Source organism: Pedobacter heparinus, from assembly GCF_032678725.1.
In the GTDB taxonomy this organism is placed as follows: Bacteria; Bacteroidota; Bacteroidia; order Sphingobacteriales; family Sphingobacteriaceae; genus Pedobacter; species Pedobacter heparinus_A.
On record NZ_JAVTSC010000007.1, the window covers coordinates 231,104 to 247,188 of the forward strand.

The 16,085-nt window shown below is 38.8% G+C and carries 17 protein-coding genes and 1 pseudogene; 10 read left to right on the plus strand and 8 right to left on the minus strand.

Translation table 11 applies throughout. From position 1 onward, the window contains the following. Window positions 1-38: 38 nt before the first annotated feature. The 3 genes from R2Q85_RS12975 (at window position 39) to R2Q85_RS12985 (ending at window position 4,244) form a co-directional block, all read left to right on the plus strand. Window positions 39-2,444 carry a TonB-dependent receptor domain-containing protein gene (locus R2Q85_RS12975; protein ID WP_316812217.1) on the plus strand — a complete coding sequence of 802 codons (2,406 nt, stop codon included), beginning with the start codon at window positions 39-41 and terminating at the stop codon, window positions 2,442-2,444. Window positions 2,445-2,529: 85 nt separating this feature from the next. Continuing rightward, window positions 2,530-3,204 (plus strand): response regulator transcription factor, encoded by a 675-nt coding sequence (locus R2Q85_RS12980; protein WP_316812218.1) that lies wholly within the window; start codon window positions 2,530-2,532, stop codon window positions 3,202-3,204. Beyond that, window positions 3,192-4,244 (plus strand): HAMP domain-containing sensor histidine kinase, encoded by a 1,053-nt coding sequence (locus tag R2Q85_RS12985; protein WP_316812219.1) that lies wholly within the window; start codon window positions 3,192-3,194, stop codon window positions 4,242-4,244. Before R2Q85_RS12980 ends, R2Q85_RS12985 begins: the two co-directional genes overlap by 13 nt. Window positions 4,245-4,329: 85 nt before the next feature. On the opposite strand, the gene R2Q85_RS12990 is transcribed toward R2Q85_RS12985, so the two are convergent. Beyond that, the gene (locus R2Q85_RS12990) at window positions 4,330-4,746 is read right to left on the minus strand and encodes an EamA family transporter (RefSeq protein ID WP_316812220.1); all 417 of its coding nucleotides are present in this window, start codon (window positions 4,744-4,746) and stop codon (window positions 4,330-4,332) included. A 161-nt stretch (window positions 4,747-4,907) separates the two neighbouring features. On the opposite strand from R2Q85_RS12990, the gene R2Q85_RS12995 reads away from it, so the two are divergent. Further along, entirely contained in the window at window positions 4,908-6,218 is a 1,311-nt protein-coding gene (locus R2Q85_RS12995; RefSeq protein ID WP_316812221.1) for a tetratricopeptide repeat-containing sensor histidine kinase, read from the plus strand. 84 nt (window positions 6,219-6,302) lie between these two features. After that, entirely contained in the window at window positions 6,303-7,553 is a 1,251-nt protein-coding gene (locus R2Q85_RS13000) for a hypothetical protein (protein ID WP_316812222.1), read from the plus strand. Window positions 7,554-7,795: 242 nt separating this feature from the next. On the opposite strand, the gene R2Q85_RS13005 is transcribed toward R2Q85_RS13000, so the two are convergent. After that, the gene (locus R2Q85_RS13005; protein ID WP_316812223.1) at window positions 7,796-8,743 is read right to left on the minus strand and encodes an Rpn family recombination-promoting nuclease/putative transposase; all 948 of its coding nucleotides are present in this window, start codon (window positions 8,741-8,743) and stop codon (window positions 7,796-7,798) included. Window positions 8,744-9,060: 317 nt separating this feature from the next. Between R2Q85_RS13005 and R2Q85_RS13010 the strand changes: the two genes are divergently transcribed. After that, window positions 9,061-9,384, plus strand: a complete 324-nt coding sequence (locus R2Q85_RS13010; protein ID WP_316812224.1) for a hypothetical protein — start codon at window positions 9,061-9,063, stop codon at window positions 9,382-9,384. 58 nt (window positions 9,385-9,442) lie between these two features. Here the strand turns inward: R2Q85_RS13010 and R2Q85_RS13015 are convergent, their stop codons facing one another. Then, a complete protein-coding gene (locus R2Q85_RS13015; protein ID WP_316812246.1) occupies window positions 9,443-9,691 on the minus strand; it encodes a helix-turn-helix domain-containing protein in 249 nt (82 codons plus the stop codon). A 4-nt stretch (window positions 9,692-9,695) separates the two neighbouring features. Here R2Q85_RS13015 and R2Q85_RS13020 point away from each other — a divergent pair, with 4 nt between their 5' ends. Both R2Q85_RS13020 and R2Q85_RS13025 read left to right on the plus strand, forming a co-directional pair. Beyond that, on the plus strand, window positions 9,696-9,863 hold the full coding sequence (locus R2Q85_RS13020) for a hypothetical protein (protein WP_316812225.1): 168 nt from the start codon (window positions 9,696-9,698) through the stop codon (window positions 9,861-9,863). Between the two features lie 153 nt (window positions 9,864-10,016). Then, window positions 10,017-10,217: pseudogene (locus R2Q85_RS13025) on the plus strand (ABC transporter permease); the annotation flags it as partial. Window positions 10,218-10,437: 220 nt separating this feature from the next. On the opposite strand, the gene R2Q85_RS13030 reads toward R2Q85_RS13025, so the two are convergent. The 3 genes from R2Q85_RS13030 to R2Q85_RS13040 form a co-directional block, all read right to left on the minus strand. Beyond that, window positions 10,438-11,067, minus strand: coding sequence for a DUF6266 family protein (locus R2Q85_RS13030; RefSeq protein WP_316812226.1), 630 nt, complete (start codon window positions 11,065-11,067; stop codon window positions 10,438-10,440). Window positions 11,068-11,348: 281 nt separating this feature from the next. Continuing rightward, the gene (locus R2Q85_RS13035) at window positions 11,349-11,825 is read right to left on the minus strand and encodes a PD-(D/E)XK nuclease family transposase (RefSeq protein WP_316812227.1); all 477 of its coding nucleotides are present in this window, start codon (window positions 11,823-11,825) and stop codon (window positions 11,349-11,351) included. Continuing rightward, a complete protein-coding gene (locus R2Q85_RS13040) occupies window positions 11,731-12,261 on the minus strand; it encodes a PD-(D/E)XK nuclease family transposase (protein ID WP_316812228.1) in 531 nt (176 codons plus the stop codon). The genes R2Q85_RS13035 and R2Q85_RS13040 overlap by 95 nt, the downstream gene beginning before the upstream one ends. Window positions 12,262-12,479: 218 nt before the next feature. Here R2Q85_RS13040 and R2Q85_RS13045 point away from each other — a divergent pair, with 218 nt between their 5' ends. Beyond that, window positions 12,480-12,827 carry an iron chaperone gene (locus tag R2Q85_RS13045; protein ID WP_316812229.1) on the plus strand — a complete coding sequence of 116 codons (348 nt, stop codon included), beginning with the start codon at window positions 12,480-12,482 and terminating at the stop codon, window positions 12,825-12,827. Window positions 12,828-13,071: 244 nt separating this feature from the next. Next, the gene (locus tag R2Q85_RS13050; RefSeq protein WP_316812230.1) at window positions 13,072-14,352 is read left to right on the plus strand and encodes a DUF6624 domain-containing protein; all 1,281 of its coding nucleotides are present in this window, start codon (window positions 13,072-13,074) and stop codon (window positions 14,350-14,352) included. A 78-nt stretch (window positions 14,353-14,430) separates the two neighbouring features. Here R2Q85_RS13050 and R2Q85_RS13055 read toward each other — a convergent pair whose 3' ends face one another. Beyond that, window positions 14,431-15,057, minus strand: coding sequence for a hypothetical protein (locus R2Q85_RS13055; protein ID WP_316812231.1), 627 nt, complete (start codon window positions 15,055-15,057; stop codon window positions 14,431-14,433). Between the two features lie 235 nt (window positions 15,058-15,292). Next, window positions 15,293-15,643: a hypothetical protein gene (locus R2Q85_RS13060; protein WP_316812232.1), complete on the minus strand. Its 351-nt coding sequence runs from the start codon at window positions 15,641-15,643 to the stop codon at window positions 15,293-15,295. Between the last annotated feature and the right edge of the window lie 442 nt (window positions 15,644-16,085).

Genomic DNA, 16,085 nt, shown 5'->3' on the forward strand with positions numbered 1-16,085 from the left:
CTTCCAATTTGCATTGCAGCTTTGGAAAAACTTAGCTTATGTACAAATTCCTTTTCCTCCTGATTTTAACTGTACCCATTTTTACCCATGCCCAGACCAATTCTTCTGTCACCATTTCAGGAGTAGTGAAAGATACTAAAAAAGTACCGTTGCCCTATACCAATGTAGTTTTTAAGGCCGCAAAAGATAGTGCTTTTGTAACTGGTACCATAAGTGGAAACGATGGCCGTTTTACCTTTACTAATGTAAAAAGCGGCAGTTACATTCTCGAGATTTCGATGGTTGGGTTTGTCGCACATAAACAAACAGTTACTGTAGGTGCATTGAGTGCTTTTTTAGATCTGGGTACCTACGAGCTTAGGGATGATGCACGGATGCTCAATGAGATAAAGATTAGCGGAGTACCAGCAGACGGTGTTTCTGCAAAAATGGATAAAAAGACCTTTACGCTTGCAAACAATGCGACCCAAACAGGAGGTTCGGTATTGCAGGCCATGCAAAATCTTCCGGGAGTTACTGTTCAGGACGGCAAAGTTCAGCTCCGGGGCAATGATAAGGTTGCGGTACTGATCGACGGGAAACAAAATGCAGTAACCGGATTCGGCAGCCAGACCGGATTAGATAACATCCCGGCATCAGCCATAGAAAGCATAGAGATCATCAATAACCCATCTGCCCGTTATGATGCCAACGGAAATGCGGGGATCATTAACATCATCTATAAAAAAAATAAGCAGGAAGGTTTTAACCGAAAAATAGGCTTGACTACAGGCTTGGGCGCTTTGTGGATCAGGAAAGAAAACCTACCGTCCATCAGGCCCCAGTACCAGGCCACACCAAAGCTCAACCCTTCCGTGTCAGTTAATTACCGTAAAAACAACCTGAATACATTTTTACAGGGAGACTGGCTGTATACCCAGACGCTGAACCGGAACGACTTTGCACAGCGTATTTACGATGATGGCACCGTGATCAATCAGCAAGTAAAAAGGAACCGGACAACTACGTTTTCCACAATCAAAACCGGGATAGACTGGAATCCGGACGACAACAATACCCTGACGGTTTCTGCTTACCTGAACAGGGAGAAGATCCTGGACAGGGGGGATATTCCTTACTTTAATGGTGATTTGAGTATACGCAACAGGCTTTGGCAATTCCTGGAGGACGAGGTCAAATATACAGCTACCGGTTCGGCCTTGTATCAGCACAAGTTTACACAGCCCGGCCATTTGCTCAATGCCGGCTTCAACTATACTTTTCACAGGGAAGATGAAAAATACTTTTTTACCAATATCATGCCTGGCTTCACAGGAGAGGATTCCTTTAAATTGCTTTCTGATGAACATGTTGCAGACTTTAATTTTGACTATAGCAAACCATTGAAACACGGTAGGCTGGAGGGGGGCATAAAATTCAGAAGAAGAACAATACCAACAGACATGCAGTTCTTTCCGGGATTGAATTCTCCGCTGGATGTGAATGCTGGTGGCTGGGCAGATTATAAAGAGACCATTCCGGCAGTTTATGGCAATTACGTATTTGAAAGCAATCATTTTGAACTGGAAGCGGGAATCAGATTGGAGTATGTTAAGGTGAATTATGATGTAAACCCTGATCACAACACCTATAAGAGTGATGGATATGACTATACCAGGCCTTTCCCTAACCTACGTCTTGGATATAAACTTAATGATAAAAATAAGATCTCCTTATTTTACAATGAGCGGGTAGACCGTCCTAATGAGGTAGACATTCGTATATTTCCAAAATATGATGAGCCGGAAGTGATTAAGGTAGGGAACCCAACATTAAGGCCCCAGTTTACAAAAAGTATAGAGCTGGGCCACAAGCTGACATGGGCTAAGGGAAGCCTGCACTCAGCTGTTTATCATAAAATGGTGAATGCGACCATTACCCGGATTGCAACCGTAGTGCCGGGAAATACACTGATCTATAACATTTTTCAGAACGCAGGCAAAAGCCGGAATACCGGTGGCGAAGTTACCTGGCAGCAGGAACTAGCCAATTGGTTTTCATTTAATACCAGTGCCGCGCTATACCATAATACCATCGATGCCTTCACCGTTAGCAATAAGTACCCGGTACCCACTGTATATACAATGAACCAGGAAAGCATTACCTCGTGGAATACAAAGCTGAACGGGATGTTTAAGCTACCTCAAAAAACTGAACTGCAGTTCTCTGCGATTTATCTTGCCCCTGATATTATTCCCCAGGGAAAAATAGGCTCCAGGTTTTCTGTAGATATGGGTGCAAAAAAGCAAATTCAAAAGGGCCGGGGGGAGTTGTTTTTAAATGGTACCGACCTGTTCAATACGCTGAGTCCAAAAAAGGAAGTGAGGGGCAATGGTTTCAGTCTGATCAGTACTGACTATTTGGAAACCCAGGTGTTCAGATTGGGTTACAGTTATAAGTTTTAATTCTGGATAAATGATCAATATCTAGTTTTATACTTACATTAAACAAAAGTGGTTATGAATTTAACCTCATCAAAAGATTTTAAAAATGAAAGTATTGATCATTGAGGACGAGCATGAACTGGCAAATAGCATGGTCAGCTATCTTTCTGGCCAGGATTACGTTTGTGAACTGGCAGCAGATTTTCAACAGGCGATGAATAAGATCGCAGCCTATAACTATGACTGTATCCTTCTTGACCTGATGCTTCCAGGAGGAAGTGGCATGAAAATTTTGGATGAACTTAAGCTTCAGCACAAAGAAGACGGGGTAATCATTATTTCTGCCAAAAATTCTCTGGAAGATCGGATAATGGGGTTAAAACTTGGGGCTGATGATTATCTGCCGAAACCTTTTCATTTGTCAGAGCTGTCAGCCCGCATATTTTCAATCATCAGAAGACGGAATTTTGCCAATTCAAATGTCATTCAACAAGGCGATTTAAAGGTTGATCTGCTTGCTAAAGCAGTTAATGTGGGAGGGCTGCCTGTAGCACTCACAAAAAAGGAATTCGAGCTGCTGATATTTTTTATAGGGAATAAGAACAAAGTCATTTCTAAAAGTGCGTTGGCAGAACATTTATCAGGTGATTTAGCAGATATGCTGGACAACCATGATTTCATTTATGCGCATATTAAAAACCTGAAGAAAAAGTTGTTTGAGGCGGGTTGTGAAAATTATTTGAAAACGCTTTATGGCAACGGTTACCGATGGGAAGAATAATTAAGTTACTGGATAAATCACTAAAACGGTTCACCGTGTACGCCGGGATTGTACTCGCTTGCAGCATTCCTGTTTATTATTTTGCAATTAGCGAACTATGGCAGTACGAATTAGATGAACATAATATTATGTTAACACCCGAAGCTGGCCGGGAAGACAGCTTTCTCATTATCGGTGCTGTTACGCTTTTAACTGTATTCTTTTTCGCGCTTATATTAGGTGGATTTGTATGGCTTAATCGTAAAATATCCCGTCGGCTTTGGAGCCCCTTTTATCAAACACTGGAGCAAATTAAAGCTTTCGATTTAAACGATCAGAAAACAATTGAATTTGTAAAAAGTAACATCTTGGAATTTGAAGAGCTTAATTCCAGCATCAACAAACTGGTAAATAGCAATGTTGCCGTATTTCGCCAGCAGAAGGAATTTACCGAAAATGCCTCGCATGAATTGCAAACCCCTTTGGCCATTGTGCAGTCTAAACTTGATTTATTGCTTCAAGATCCATCAATTACCTTATCGCAGTCCAGTATCATCGAAGACACCAATAATGCGCTGTCGAGGGTTTCCAGAATTAATAAAAACCTTTTAGTACTTGCCAAAATAGAGAACCAGCAATTTTTGGATCAGCAGGTTATAGATATATCAGAGATCCTTCAGGAAATGCTGGACTTACTTTCCGGGCTTTTTGAAGAAAAAGTAATCAAGTGTACTATCCATCCCAAAATCGTTGTTAATGGCAATAAGATCCTGGTAGAAATTATGCTAACTAACTTGTTGATGAATGCATTGCGCCATGCTGCGGTTAACGAAGAAATTGAAATCTTACTTTCCGATAAAGAACTGATCATATCAAACAGCGGCACTTATGCACTTGATCCGGAAAAATTGTTCAGCAGGTTCAGTACTGCATCCATACACACGCCTGGCAGTGGCCTGGGGCTTGCCATTGTAAAGGAAATCTGTAATCGTTATGGTTGGACTGTCAGATACGATTTTAAAGAAACGAAGCACATCTTTACTGTTACATTCATTCGGTAAGATTATTATTTTCTGGAAGATTTGAAGGACCATACAATAATCAAATTTCAAGTATGATCCAGGATAAAGCATCCAAATCACAGTCTTACTGAAAAATCAGTATGGTTGTTCCACCTATAATCATCAACACTGCTATTACTGTCTTATACGTAAGCGGCTCTCCAAGAAAAATAACAGATAATAATAAAGCAATAGCTACACTAGCTTTATCTACTGGTGCTACCTGTGAAACCTTGCCAATCTGTAGGGCTTTAAAATAAAATACCCAGGATAATCCAGTGGCTAGTCCTGAAAGTATCAGGAAGATCCAGTTTTGTCTGGTTAATCCGGAAATATTTGGCTGCTCACTTCTAAAAAGAACAATTGCCCAGGCTAAAAGTAATATAACTACAGTTCTTATCGCGGTAGCAAGATTTGAATCGATGCCCTTTATCCCAATTTTAGCCAGGACAGCAGTCAATGCTGCAAAAAATGCGGAAAGTAACGCGTAGATCCACCACATATTTTATACTTTATTGTTAAATATAGTGATAAAGTAGCTGGAATTTATAGGCTGTAAGTAAACTATAGAAATCGGTTTATGACTTATCTTGAACTTTAAAAGGTCATTATTTATGAATTGCCTATATTTATTTTATCGCTACATCTTAACAAAATGATTAAATGATGCTCAGGATCTGTACTTTTTTATTTTTCTGGATTGGGATTTGCCTTATTGCTACAGGCTGTAACGGGCAGGTTCCCGTTGTTGAGGCAGATAGCCCGCAGGTTCATCACGTAAAGGTACTAATTAGTGCGGCACGTAAAGCTGAGGCAAAGGGAGACCATAAATCAGCGTTGCACTATCACAAACAGGTTTTGCACAGATCAAGAAATCTGGGCCTGCCAGAACAGGAAGCAAAAGCTTTACTGGGAATTGGCAGGTTACTGAAAAATGAGGATACGGATAAAAGTATGGCACACCTGCGTAGTGCCCTTACTATTGCTGAGCTATTGAAAAATCATGAATTAAGGGCGGATATCTATCTTGCCATCGCAAGCGTTTATAAACAGCAGCAGGATTACCGGGAAGCGCTGGCTGCATTGGAATCGCATCAAAAACTGTTGAATACTATTTTTGCAAAAAGTAAGCAGCTGGCTATTGCTCATGTAAAAGTTGAGGAAAAAAGGAAGCTGGAACGTTCTGTTTTTATCACTGTTATCATTTTTGTGATCCTTTTGGGCATTATAGGGCTCTTTTATTTCTTAAAGAAAAATGCGTTGAATAAAAAACTGGCATCTTCTAACCAGACTAAGGATAAGCTGTTTTCTATTATTGGCCATGATCTCCGCAATCCGATTGGAGGGATTACCCAACTGCTGGCAATCATGGATGAGGGGCAGTTGGATCCAAAGGAATACCAGGCCATGGTCTCTGAAATGAGAAAGCAGGGTGATATATCACTTGAAATACTTAATGCCTTATTGAATTGGGGTGAGGCGCAGCTAAAGGGAATCCACATTAAACCTTCAAATTTTAATGCTGAAGGTGTCATTGCCAGGAATATAACTGCTTTAGGTAGCCAGGCCAGTGCTAAATCTATTCTGATCACTAATAGCGTTGGCCCTGATATCACTGTTTACGGGGATACGAATCATTTTGATTTTGTGGTACGGAACCTGCTATCCAACGCGATCAAGTTCAGTCTTCCTTCGGGAAAGATTGAAATTAGGACAGATGCTCATTCTAAACCTGATTTGATTATTTTCTCAGTAATGGATTATGGAAAAGGAATTAGCAAGGCGCAGCAGGAACTCTTTTTAAAAGATAATCTGGATATATCTTTTGGAACTGCTGGCGAAAAAGGTACAGGTATTGGTTTAATGTTAAGCAAGGAGTTTATCAAGGCCAATCACGGAAGGATCTGGGTTGAAAGTGAGGAGGGAAAAGGAAGCACTTTTTATTTCAGTTTTCCGAAAGGGAGCCTCGATTGAGTATGATTTTATCCTTCAGCAATATGACAATAAATTGCTATATGATGCTAAGAGAAGTAAAATTACTTTAGTGAAAAAAAGATCATGAAACGTTTTTACTTTTTTTTAATGGTAATTGTTTTTAGTATAGCGTGTCGAAAAGATAAGAACGCTAAGGAATCAGAACAAAAAGGCCCCCAACAGATTGTTAAGTTTTTCAAATCAAATTCACGTGGCGTAGTTGCCAGTTATTCTGTTGATCCATCTCTGGCATTCGAGTATTATGGAAAATTTGATGCTTCGGGCAATACATTGAACATAAGCTCATTCAATGTGCAGTCAAATGAGGTCCTTGCCACTTATGTACTTGATGAAGATTATAGGTTGAGACAACTAATTTATTCAAAGAATGGTGTTAAAGAAAATCTATTTTACAGCTTTGGTTACAACGGAGATACGCTCCTTGTTTCATTAGTTCAACACACCTGGGGCAAAAGTAATGATGCGGTATTATTGAGGACGGTTAAGTTTGCTTTTCAAAATAGCAAGCCAATAAAAGCTAATGTATTACAAAGCACTAAGTCGGTACCTTCTACTTCTTTAGTAAAAACAAGTCAAACACAGAATGATTTCAATTTAGACGATTTCGATGAACTGAAAAATGGGATTGCTCCTTTGCTTCAAAGCCCCGGCGATTACTTTTCCAGTATCGTAAATAAGGAAAAGAAAAAGTTTATAGAAAAATCACAAAGCCTGGCAATTAAAGCGCTTAAATTAACAGAATATGTGAGTTGCTCCGGAACGCTAGCAGGTTTGATTACAGTCAACCTGCCTGCTGTTATTATTGCTGCACCTATCTGCATATTCAGTAAGGAGATTAATAATAGAATAGAAAAGAAAATTGTTGAACCTAATATCGAAATGACCACAAATAATGACTGGCAACAAGATATTACAGAACCACCTCTGGTTATTACTCCACCAGCTGTTGCTACAAATAATCCACCAAAGGAATCCGAAATAGAAGATAATGTCCAGGATATTAGAAAATCATATGATTTTAGAACAATTTTACTTTCTAAAAAATGGCTAAGAATGAGACCAGGAAGAACTGATACTGGGTATCCATATATATTTTCTTCAAATGGCACTTTAATCGTAAGGGATATTTTAAGGATCACGCAATGGAACGGAACCTGGGCTATTTCCGGCGGTGCCACCTCAACTTCCAAAACTTATTTGCATGTATTCCTTCCTTATGAATATTCCTATTCAACTTGGAATGAAATTAGTGTTGTTACGGCGGTGAGTTTTGAAGAAATACAATTACAAAATGGCACATTAATAGCGTATTAGTATCCGATCAAAGCGGTTTTGCCTCAATAAGGCCAATAACAGGAGGAAGTAATGACGAAGCGACCTTAAAATGGGTATATTTTGCGGCCCTACGCCATGCAATTGTCGAAATTCCTTTTCAGTATAGGCGGCGACCTTTTCCAAAGTATCATACCGTAATGCAATAAGGCGCATTGAGCTGGTGCAGTTAGTACAAAGAGTGGATTTTCCGGATCTTTTATTGGCTTTACCAAGGGAAGGGATTAGAGGGCTTGGATTTCTGCTAAAGACAGTTTAGTGTATTTGATGATCTTTTCAATAGGCTCGTTATCGGCCAGCATTTCACGAGCAATTTCTCTCTTTTCTTCCAATGCTTTGGCACGTTCTTCTACACGAGCTTTCTGCTCGCCTTCTTGCTTAGCAGTTTTAATGGCATAATCCATCACATTTTCATTATCCCACTTGTACTTTAAACTATCGTTATACATATTTCTTTCCTCTTCGTTTAAATTGGCATAGTTTGCCAGGTCAAATAATGGATCAAATTCTGAGCCATTTAGATATGGAGGACGTTCCTTAAATTCGGTTAAGTGCTTTAAAGCGTATAACCATTTGTCAAGATCAGTCTCCAGCTCAATGGGGCTCTTTACAAAGCTAAGCATCTCTATGAATATAAGTCCCATTTTATCGTAGAATATTTTGCCGGTATACCTGTTTGTCAGACAGATATCATGGACATATGCTGATGGAAGAGTATTGGGTAATCTAAAATTTTCCAAAAAGGACACCACATAAACTTCCTTGAGTTTATAGTTCCACTTTTTACCTTTAACCTTTACGGCCTGCTCAGTAATTGCCTTGGAAGCATAGTACAGTGCCCGGTCTATGAAAAATTCCTGAGAAGCCCGCTGAACTTCTATGATAAAATTGCTTCCATCAGCATCTGTGCAGGTTACGTCAAATACTACGCCTCGTTCTTTAAAATTTTCTCCTGGGTGCTCATTTTTGCCATAATTAATGGCAGTAATATATTTTCTTCCTTTAAATATTTGATTTAACAAACCTATTAAAATTGGCTTGCTTTCATTGGAAGCAAACAGCCGCTTGAAAGCAAAATCCACAAATGGATCAATAAAAGTGGTTGGTTTAGGTTTTGCTTTAGCCCTCCTCTTTTGTTTTGGCTGCACTGCAGTGCTGGTTTGTTCTTGCATTTTACCGGTTTAGATTCAGCAAAGCTACATTGCAGAATAAGGGTTGTCAACGAATTAGGAAAGATCAGCTGGGAAAACTAAAGTTTCTGCGATTTACAGAATTTAGTTTGGAATGAGAGGGAAATCCGGGTGCGAAACCGATCAAAAGGTAACGGGTTTTGTTCATGATATGATGTTAATGATAACATGATCTTGCCGCTGAGTTAAAATTATATTTCTTCTTTTGTGCTAAAGGACGATTGTAATTGAAGTGGTAACAATTTTATGCTGAGGTTGATATATAGGCAGCTAAACAGTACACCTTAAAAGAAGAGATCATGAAAACTTATACTTATATTAATTATGACGTTTTTGATATTGCGGTTAGAAAAATGAGACCTATTGTTTATATGGATGGTGATGTATTCTGTTGCTTATCTGGCCTTGATGCTGAAACTGGTGTGTTTGGTTGCGGATCAACACCAGAGGACGCGATTGACGATTGGCGGTCTGCTTTGCTGGTCCAGTTAAATGTCATACGTAGAGGAGGTAATGTTACTGCAGTGGTTGGGGAAGAACTGAGCTCGGGTACGAGGATAAAAAGTGCTGAAGTGCAGGCTTTTTATGATGAGTTTTATTCCAGGATGGCTACGTTGGGCTGATCAAAGGCGACTTGCTGGTAGGGAGATGGTGCGGACAGCACTGCACTTTATTGACACTTTACAGCGTATTTAAAACATGAATCTTTCCCCATGACGACATGGCATAAAATACTGGAGTTAGGCTTTTGCCAAGTTCGGTAAGAGAGTATTCGACCCGGGGAGGGATTTCATTATACTGCTTTCGTAATATGAGCCCGTCACGTTCCATTTCTTTCAATTGTTGGGTCAAAACTTTTCTGGAAATGGTAGGGATTCTGGCGCCTATTTCGCCAAAACGTCTGGTACCTGTTGTGAGATAAAATAGAATGACGGTGCTTGTTTTCCATCAGGGCGAAATGCTGACGGGACGAACCGTATTGGAGCCCGCTCCCAAAGGCAAAGCATACGCCAAGTTTCGCACCATGGCCGAAATAAAAGCCAAAGGTGCAGATCTCAAAGCTGTTATCAGGGAATGGATTGAGTTAATGGACAAAAAATGAGACTTTGGTGCTTCCTTAGTCCATTGAGTCAATTCATTGCCGTGCGGTTACTGTCTCCTGAATTTTTTACCAATACGCGAAAATATGCTGTTAGCACTCATGGGATATGTGAAGAAAAGAAAATTTCGCAACCTTAACCTTGGCATGTATACAAGTGCTATTATAGCCTTTTTGCTGTATTCAGCTTATCTTATATTGCGCAACTCAATTGATGAAGAACAAAAATCTGCTAAAATATCCTCGATTTATAACGTATTTGCCTTTCCTTTAATGATTGTATTATTGATTATTTTACCTCGAATAACTGATTCTTTACATCCGGGAAACGGTGGTAATCCAGCAATTGGTAAATATTTTGTGTGGAATGTCAACTCCTTTTACCGCTACTACCCGTCTTTTTTCAAATATTTTTAAAATAAATACCCCCTTGTGGCGTGAGTATTCAACAGACGAGCTCAATAACAGATTGAGAACACATATTATTTATCAGGCCATTAATGGAATTGATAATTCATATGTAATTGCAATTAATGGGAAAAACCATGGGGCTTTTACATATAAAAACGGTGTAATATTAAATTAATCCAACCCACACACTATCACTCACACTTTTCCCGTCACCAGCCTTAAAAGCAATATAAACCTGCAACTCCTTGCCAACATAATTTAAAGGCAGGTCTATTTCATCTTTGCCGGTGCTCCTTCTAGCACCGCTCCATACATAAACTGCCTTATCCAGTTCAGGGCAGTAGATGAACAGCATAGCCCGGTCGTTTTTAATGCCCCAGTCCATATCAGCAGGCACCTGCCAGGTAAGTTCCAGTAGTGTGCCTGTAAGTGTAGCTGCAGGAGCAATTGCCGGTTCCAGCAATCCTTTACTGAGCAAAACCTTGCTGTAATCCAGGCTTATATCTGGATAACTACCCTGTATGGCATTTTTAACATTGTAGGATACCGCCGCATTGTGTGGATTTTTATCGGTTCCCAGCACCTCCAGCTCAAAACCTACATTTACAAAAGGCAGTGCCGGGCGCAGGAATTTAATTACCGCTGCCATTTTTTGCCTTGTAGCCAGTTGTGCTGCAGTTGGTTTTTTATTGGATTTACCGATGTGCCGAATTACTGTTTTGCCTTTCAGGTTATAGCTTACCAGGTTGCCTAGCTTGCCTTTAAATTCTCCGAATGCCCCGTTTGATGTTGCCATAGTTCTTTATGATGCATGTTAGTTATTAAAACATCAATAACCCCTGGCGTTGTGGTTTTGTTTGGTATCCCGGGCATATCCTAGGCAAGTATTGCGCATGCCTTGATTAAGCCTGAGGGTATGGCAAGGGTTAACCAACCCTTGTTCAATGGATACTCAGGGCATATTCAAAATTGACGGGAGTTCCATTACAGAGACGTTGAGCATATCTATAATTAGTTATCTGTTTAGATAGATTAAAGGTCCTGGAAAAACCAAGGCCTAAAATTTTCATATAAAATTTATAGCTTTTCTATTTCTTGAATGGCAAGGCCTGTTAATTCAGCAATATCTTCATTAGATGTGCCTTTCATTTTCATCTTAAGTGCAATTTCAATAGCCTTAATGTGTTCACCTTCTTCAATCCCCTCTTCCTTAGCCTTTTTTTCTGCGTAACGAATACCGGCATTCCAATCAGATTTTGCTTTCACATCTGAGTGGTACAATTCACGTTCTTCTTTAGTCATTTTACTCATCTCCGCAATTTTAAAGATCTTCTGGAACACTCTTTTGTCCAGAAAATCAGGAATTTTATCAAGGTGGCTCAGGTTTTTTAACAAATAGAACCACTTATCCAGCTCTGTTACCAGTTCGCTTTCCTTTTTGTCAAAATTAGGTAATTTATCAGTTTTTATATATTGTTTTTTTGCCTGATAGCTGCCTTCGGCGGTCCAAGAACTTATAGCCCATTCCTTTGTAAAAAACCTTGCCGGTGTCACTGTTCATCAAGGCAATGTTGTGCAGGTAATTGCTGTTGATGTTGTTAAACTGGAACTCCATAATTCCAATCAGGTAAACCTCTTTGAGGGGGACATCCCAGTTGGCAGTTCCCCTGGGCAATTGCGCACTGATGAGCCGTGACATATAAAACACGCATCTGTCTCTAAAAAACTCCTGATCTGTACGCTGCATTTCGATGATAAAAGTTTCGCCGTCGGCGCCGGTACAGGTTAAATCAAAGAGTACCTTTTTTTCTTTGGCGTCTTCTCCGGCATGTTCGGTTGGGCTGTATCTGATGTCGATCACAATTTTCTCGCCTTCGAACAGGGCATTTAGAAATTCGATCATGATGTCTTTGTCTGGTTCGCTTCCAAACAAGCGTTTGAATCCGTAGTCCGTAAGCGGATCAATGTAGCGGCTGTTTTTTTCTGTCATAAATTTTAAATTAGTTAGGTGAATCTAGACAGATTTGAATTTAGTAACCCCAGAAAATGCAGTATTTATTTTTTTAAGTAGTTGGTATATAGAAATATATTGCAGAAATGTTCAATATTTTAAGATGAGTTGCAAAGATTTAATTTATGTCTTGTATAAGACAAAACATCAAATCAGATAAAAAATCATAATTTCATAACCAATAAAAAAACTATACAATGGCCAACCCCAGCACTATTGATGAATATATTGCCGGATTTCCCAAAGAGATTCAGCAAATTTTAACAGAAATACGTGCCACTGTACATGCGGCCGTTCCAGGGCCAACAGAAACCATCAGTTATGCCATCCCTACTTTTAAGTTTAAAGGAAAGAACCTGGTTCATTTTGCAGCCTTTAAAAATCATATTGGGTTTTATGCTACTCCTGACGGGCATGAAGCTTTTGCAGCAGATTTCGCCAGGTATAAAACCGGGAAGGGTTCTGTGCAATTCCCTATTAGCGAGCCAATGCCTTTAAAGCTGATTGCAAAAGTTGTGAAATTCAGGGTGACTGAAATGCAATAGCAGCGCTTCGGGAAATCCTATTTATTCTTTTATACGGAAGGAAGTAGAGAATAACTATGGTGCGATGAGAGTTCATCCCAATAAATTTTTCAAATCTTCTTTAGCCCTATCTAATAATCCAATGGCTTCTGGATCATTAACATTTGCTTTTTTCAAGTCATCCCTACCTCTTAAGGCGTTATCTATATTTTGCCTTTATTTTATTAAGTTTGATAGTGGTGAAAAAGAAATTTGATATAATTATATGAAGTTTATTAAGGTAATTTTCTTTCTCCTTTTATTAACGCTCACAGGATTTGCGCAAAGTGTCCCGGAATACGAGACCCTTATTTCTAAGGCTAGCCTTTACCATTTACAACACAGACCTAAAGAAGGTATTGCATGCTACGAAAAAGCCTTTAAATTACAATCGCCTGATGCATTAAATGCCTACAAGGCCGCCGGTATGTATGCTTTAGACAAAAACATAAAAAAGTCTTATGTGTACCTAAACCTGGCACTGGATAAAGGTTGGACCGAGGCAGACTGGTTAACAGCCGATCCTTATTTTAAATATTTGAAGAATACAGATTCCATATCATGGAAAGCTATATTACACAGAGCTTATGATAAGGAACGAGAATATGAAAAGAATTTAAAATTACCAGAACTGCGTAAGAGAATAAACTTACTTATAATTAAAGATCAGCAATTACGGTATTTGCAGATCAATAATAAAAATAGTGCTAATGTAGATTCTATTAGAAAAGCGATAGCGCAATCTGACAATTACAATAGAAAGGAGGCTAAACAAATCATACAAAAATTTGGCTGGCCCAAAATGTCAGCTATCGGGAAAGACGGAGCTAATAATTTATGGCTAATTGTGCAGCACTCAGATGAGGATATCATATTCCAAAAGCAGGTTCTTACTTTAATGGCCGCATTGCAGAACACAAAGGAAGTTAACATGGAAAATTACGCGTACTTATATGATCGGGTCCAATGTGGTTTAAATTACCGACAGCTTTATGGTACGCAGGTGGTGTGGTCAACACAAGGAACAGCCAAAGGTTTCCGTCCGATTATTTATGAGCATACCATCGACCAACGTAGGAAAAGTTGTGGTATGGCAACTTTAAAGTCATATGCTTTAACCTATGGATTTAATTATTTTCCAATATCAAAGTCAGAAGCAGCAAAAAATGAGCTAATAGATAAAGAAAAAGTACGTCACCTCATGGACAGTGCAATCTATTACTATGAAAATCAGCTTTTTCAGAAAGTATATGAAGTTTATAATGCCGCTGCAGAGATACAAGGGGGTATGAGCAATAAAGACAATTATAAAGCGGCTTTACAATGTGCCAGGGTAGCGAGGATTACTGGAAACAAGACTTTCACTGACATTGCATTGGATTTTTTGATGCTGCTTCACAAAAGAGGTATACTTAGCCCCAATGCCTTGCTGAAGGAAAAGAATTTTAACCCGCTCCATAAAGAAAAGAGGTGGCTAACTATCATTCATGCCGTCTCCATTATATGATTAATGGAGATTAAACTGGTGATAATTCTTATACAGTGCAATTACCCTGTTAATTATAAGAGCAAAGCTTATATATTCCTACTGGTCTTTTACTTTAAAGTCCATTACCTTTTCTAAAACCTCATCTTTTTTAAACTGCTTATTGATTTCGCGGCGCACCTTTTCAACATCTGCGTTAATGGCTGCTTTTACTGCAGGTGCTACTGATTTTTCGATTACGGCTTCAATGGCTATCGAATCAGGTTCATTCAAAACGATCAGATCGAATGTAACATCGTCGCCAAAGTTCATATTGAACTTCATTTGCTGAATGTCCCTTTCAGCAAAATTTAGAAATTCGTAACTGCCACTCAGGGAGTAGAAATAATCCCTTATGGCATGAAATATCAGCTCTGCCTCTATGTTTAGACCATTGATAACGAAATTGGTAATCGATAAAGCCGCCTTGAGGCCGGCATGGTAATTTGCCCCCTCCTGGATTTTGTAGATTGTCTCCAGCAATTCTTCGCTATACAGAATCTCCCTTTCGTCCCTTATCAGAATTGCTGCGGTACTGCCATTGCTTTCAAAGTGCTGTTGGATGGTTATTGATGCATTGCCGTCAATGATGGCGGATTCATCGGGTCTTATTTGTTTAACTTTAGAGCCAATGATGGCCTTTTGCAATACATCTACAACATACTCCAGTACTGCGTATTGTTTCATTTCAGACATTATATAAAAATTTTCTCAAAGATACATGTTCAATAAGTAACGATGCTAAGAACTTGTAAATACATTGTATTGGATATTTGTGAGCAAACGCTGTCTTTAAACTTCTGCATTATACATAGCTGGCTCTTCTTGTGTTAGATTGTCTTTTTGCAGGAGGGAGATGAAATTAAAATAAAAGAGCCACAAAAAATGCGGCTTTTGTTGTTCAAATTGGATTGTAGTAGTTCTACTTATTTTTTGATTTTTCGCGTACTTGTTTAACAAATTCCACTGTAACTTCTGCGATTCGCGCTATTTGCTCGTTGGATAAATTCAGTTCTGATATCAGATTCTCTACAACATCATGGCTTTTCCTAGCTTCGCCAATTTCAATGCCTTCTTCTCTATCCAGCATTTTTAAAGTTTCCGTAATTCCCATTGTTACTGTTCCTCCTGTTAAGTTTCTGACTTGTTGATCAAATATAATGTTATACTTTGAATTTTTAACTATGATTATTCTGTTCAAAAATTGTACAAATTCCTTGATTTGTACTGGATTAAATTTTCCGCTGGCATCTAGTGCATCAATAATCTTCATCCGTGTAGTATGGCGGTCAGTATCTTTTAGTTTTTTAGATAATGCCTCTTGTGTAAATCCGGATGCAAAACCGGTAAAAAAGTAACGGGCTCTTATTGATCAAAAAAATATAACGCTCGCTATCCGTATCCCGTTTTTTTTGTATGGCTTTTTCAGCCTTACAAAAAGGAGGGTAAAATTTAAAAGGGAATAAAAAATGGCTCAACCAGTTCTCTGTAAGGCTTGATTAATTATCGATCTATAGGTTTTTTATTTGAAAATGCTAAAATCTTTGATAAATGTTAAATCATTTATATGATTTTATCCAGCTAACTATAGCATATACCCATTCTTTATATGGCTTATAGATGAAACCATGTCCGTTACCTCATATTTATGCCTATACCAATAACGTTCTTTAAAGATAATAAAAGTTACTCCTGGAAGCTCCGTTTATCTAAAA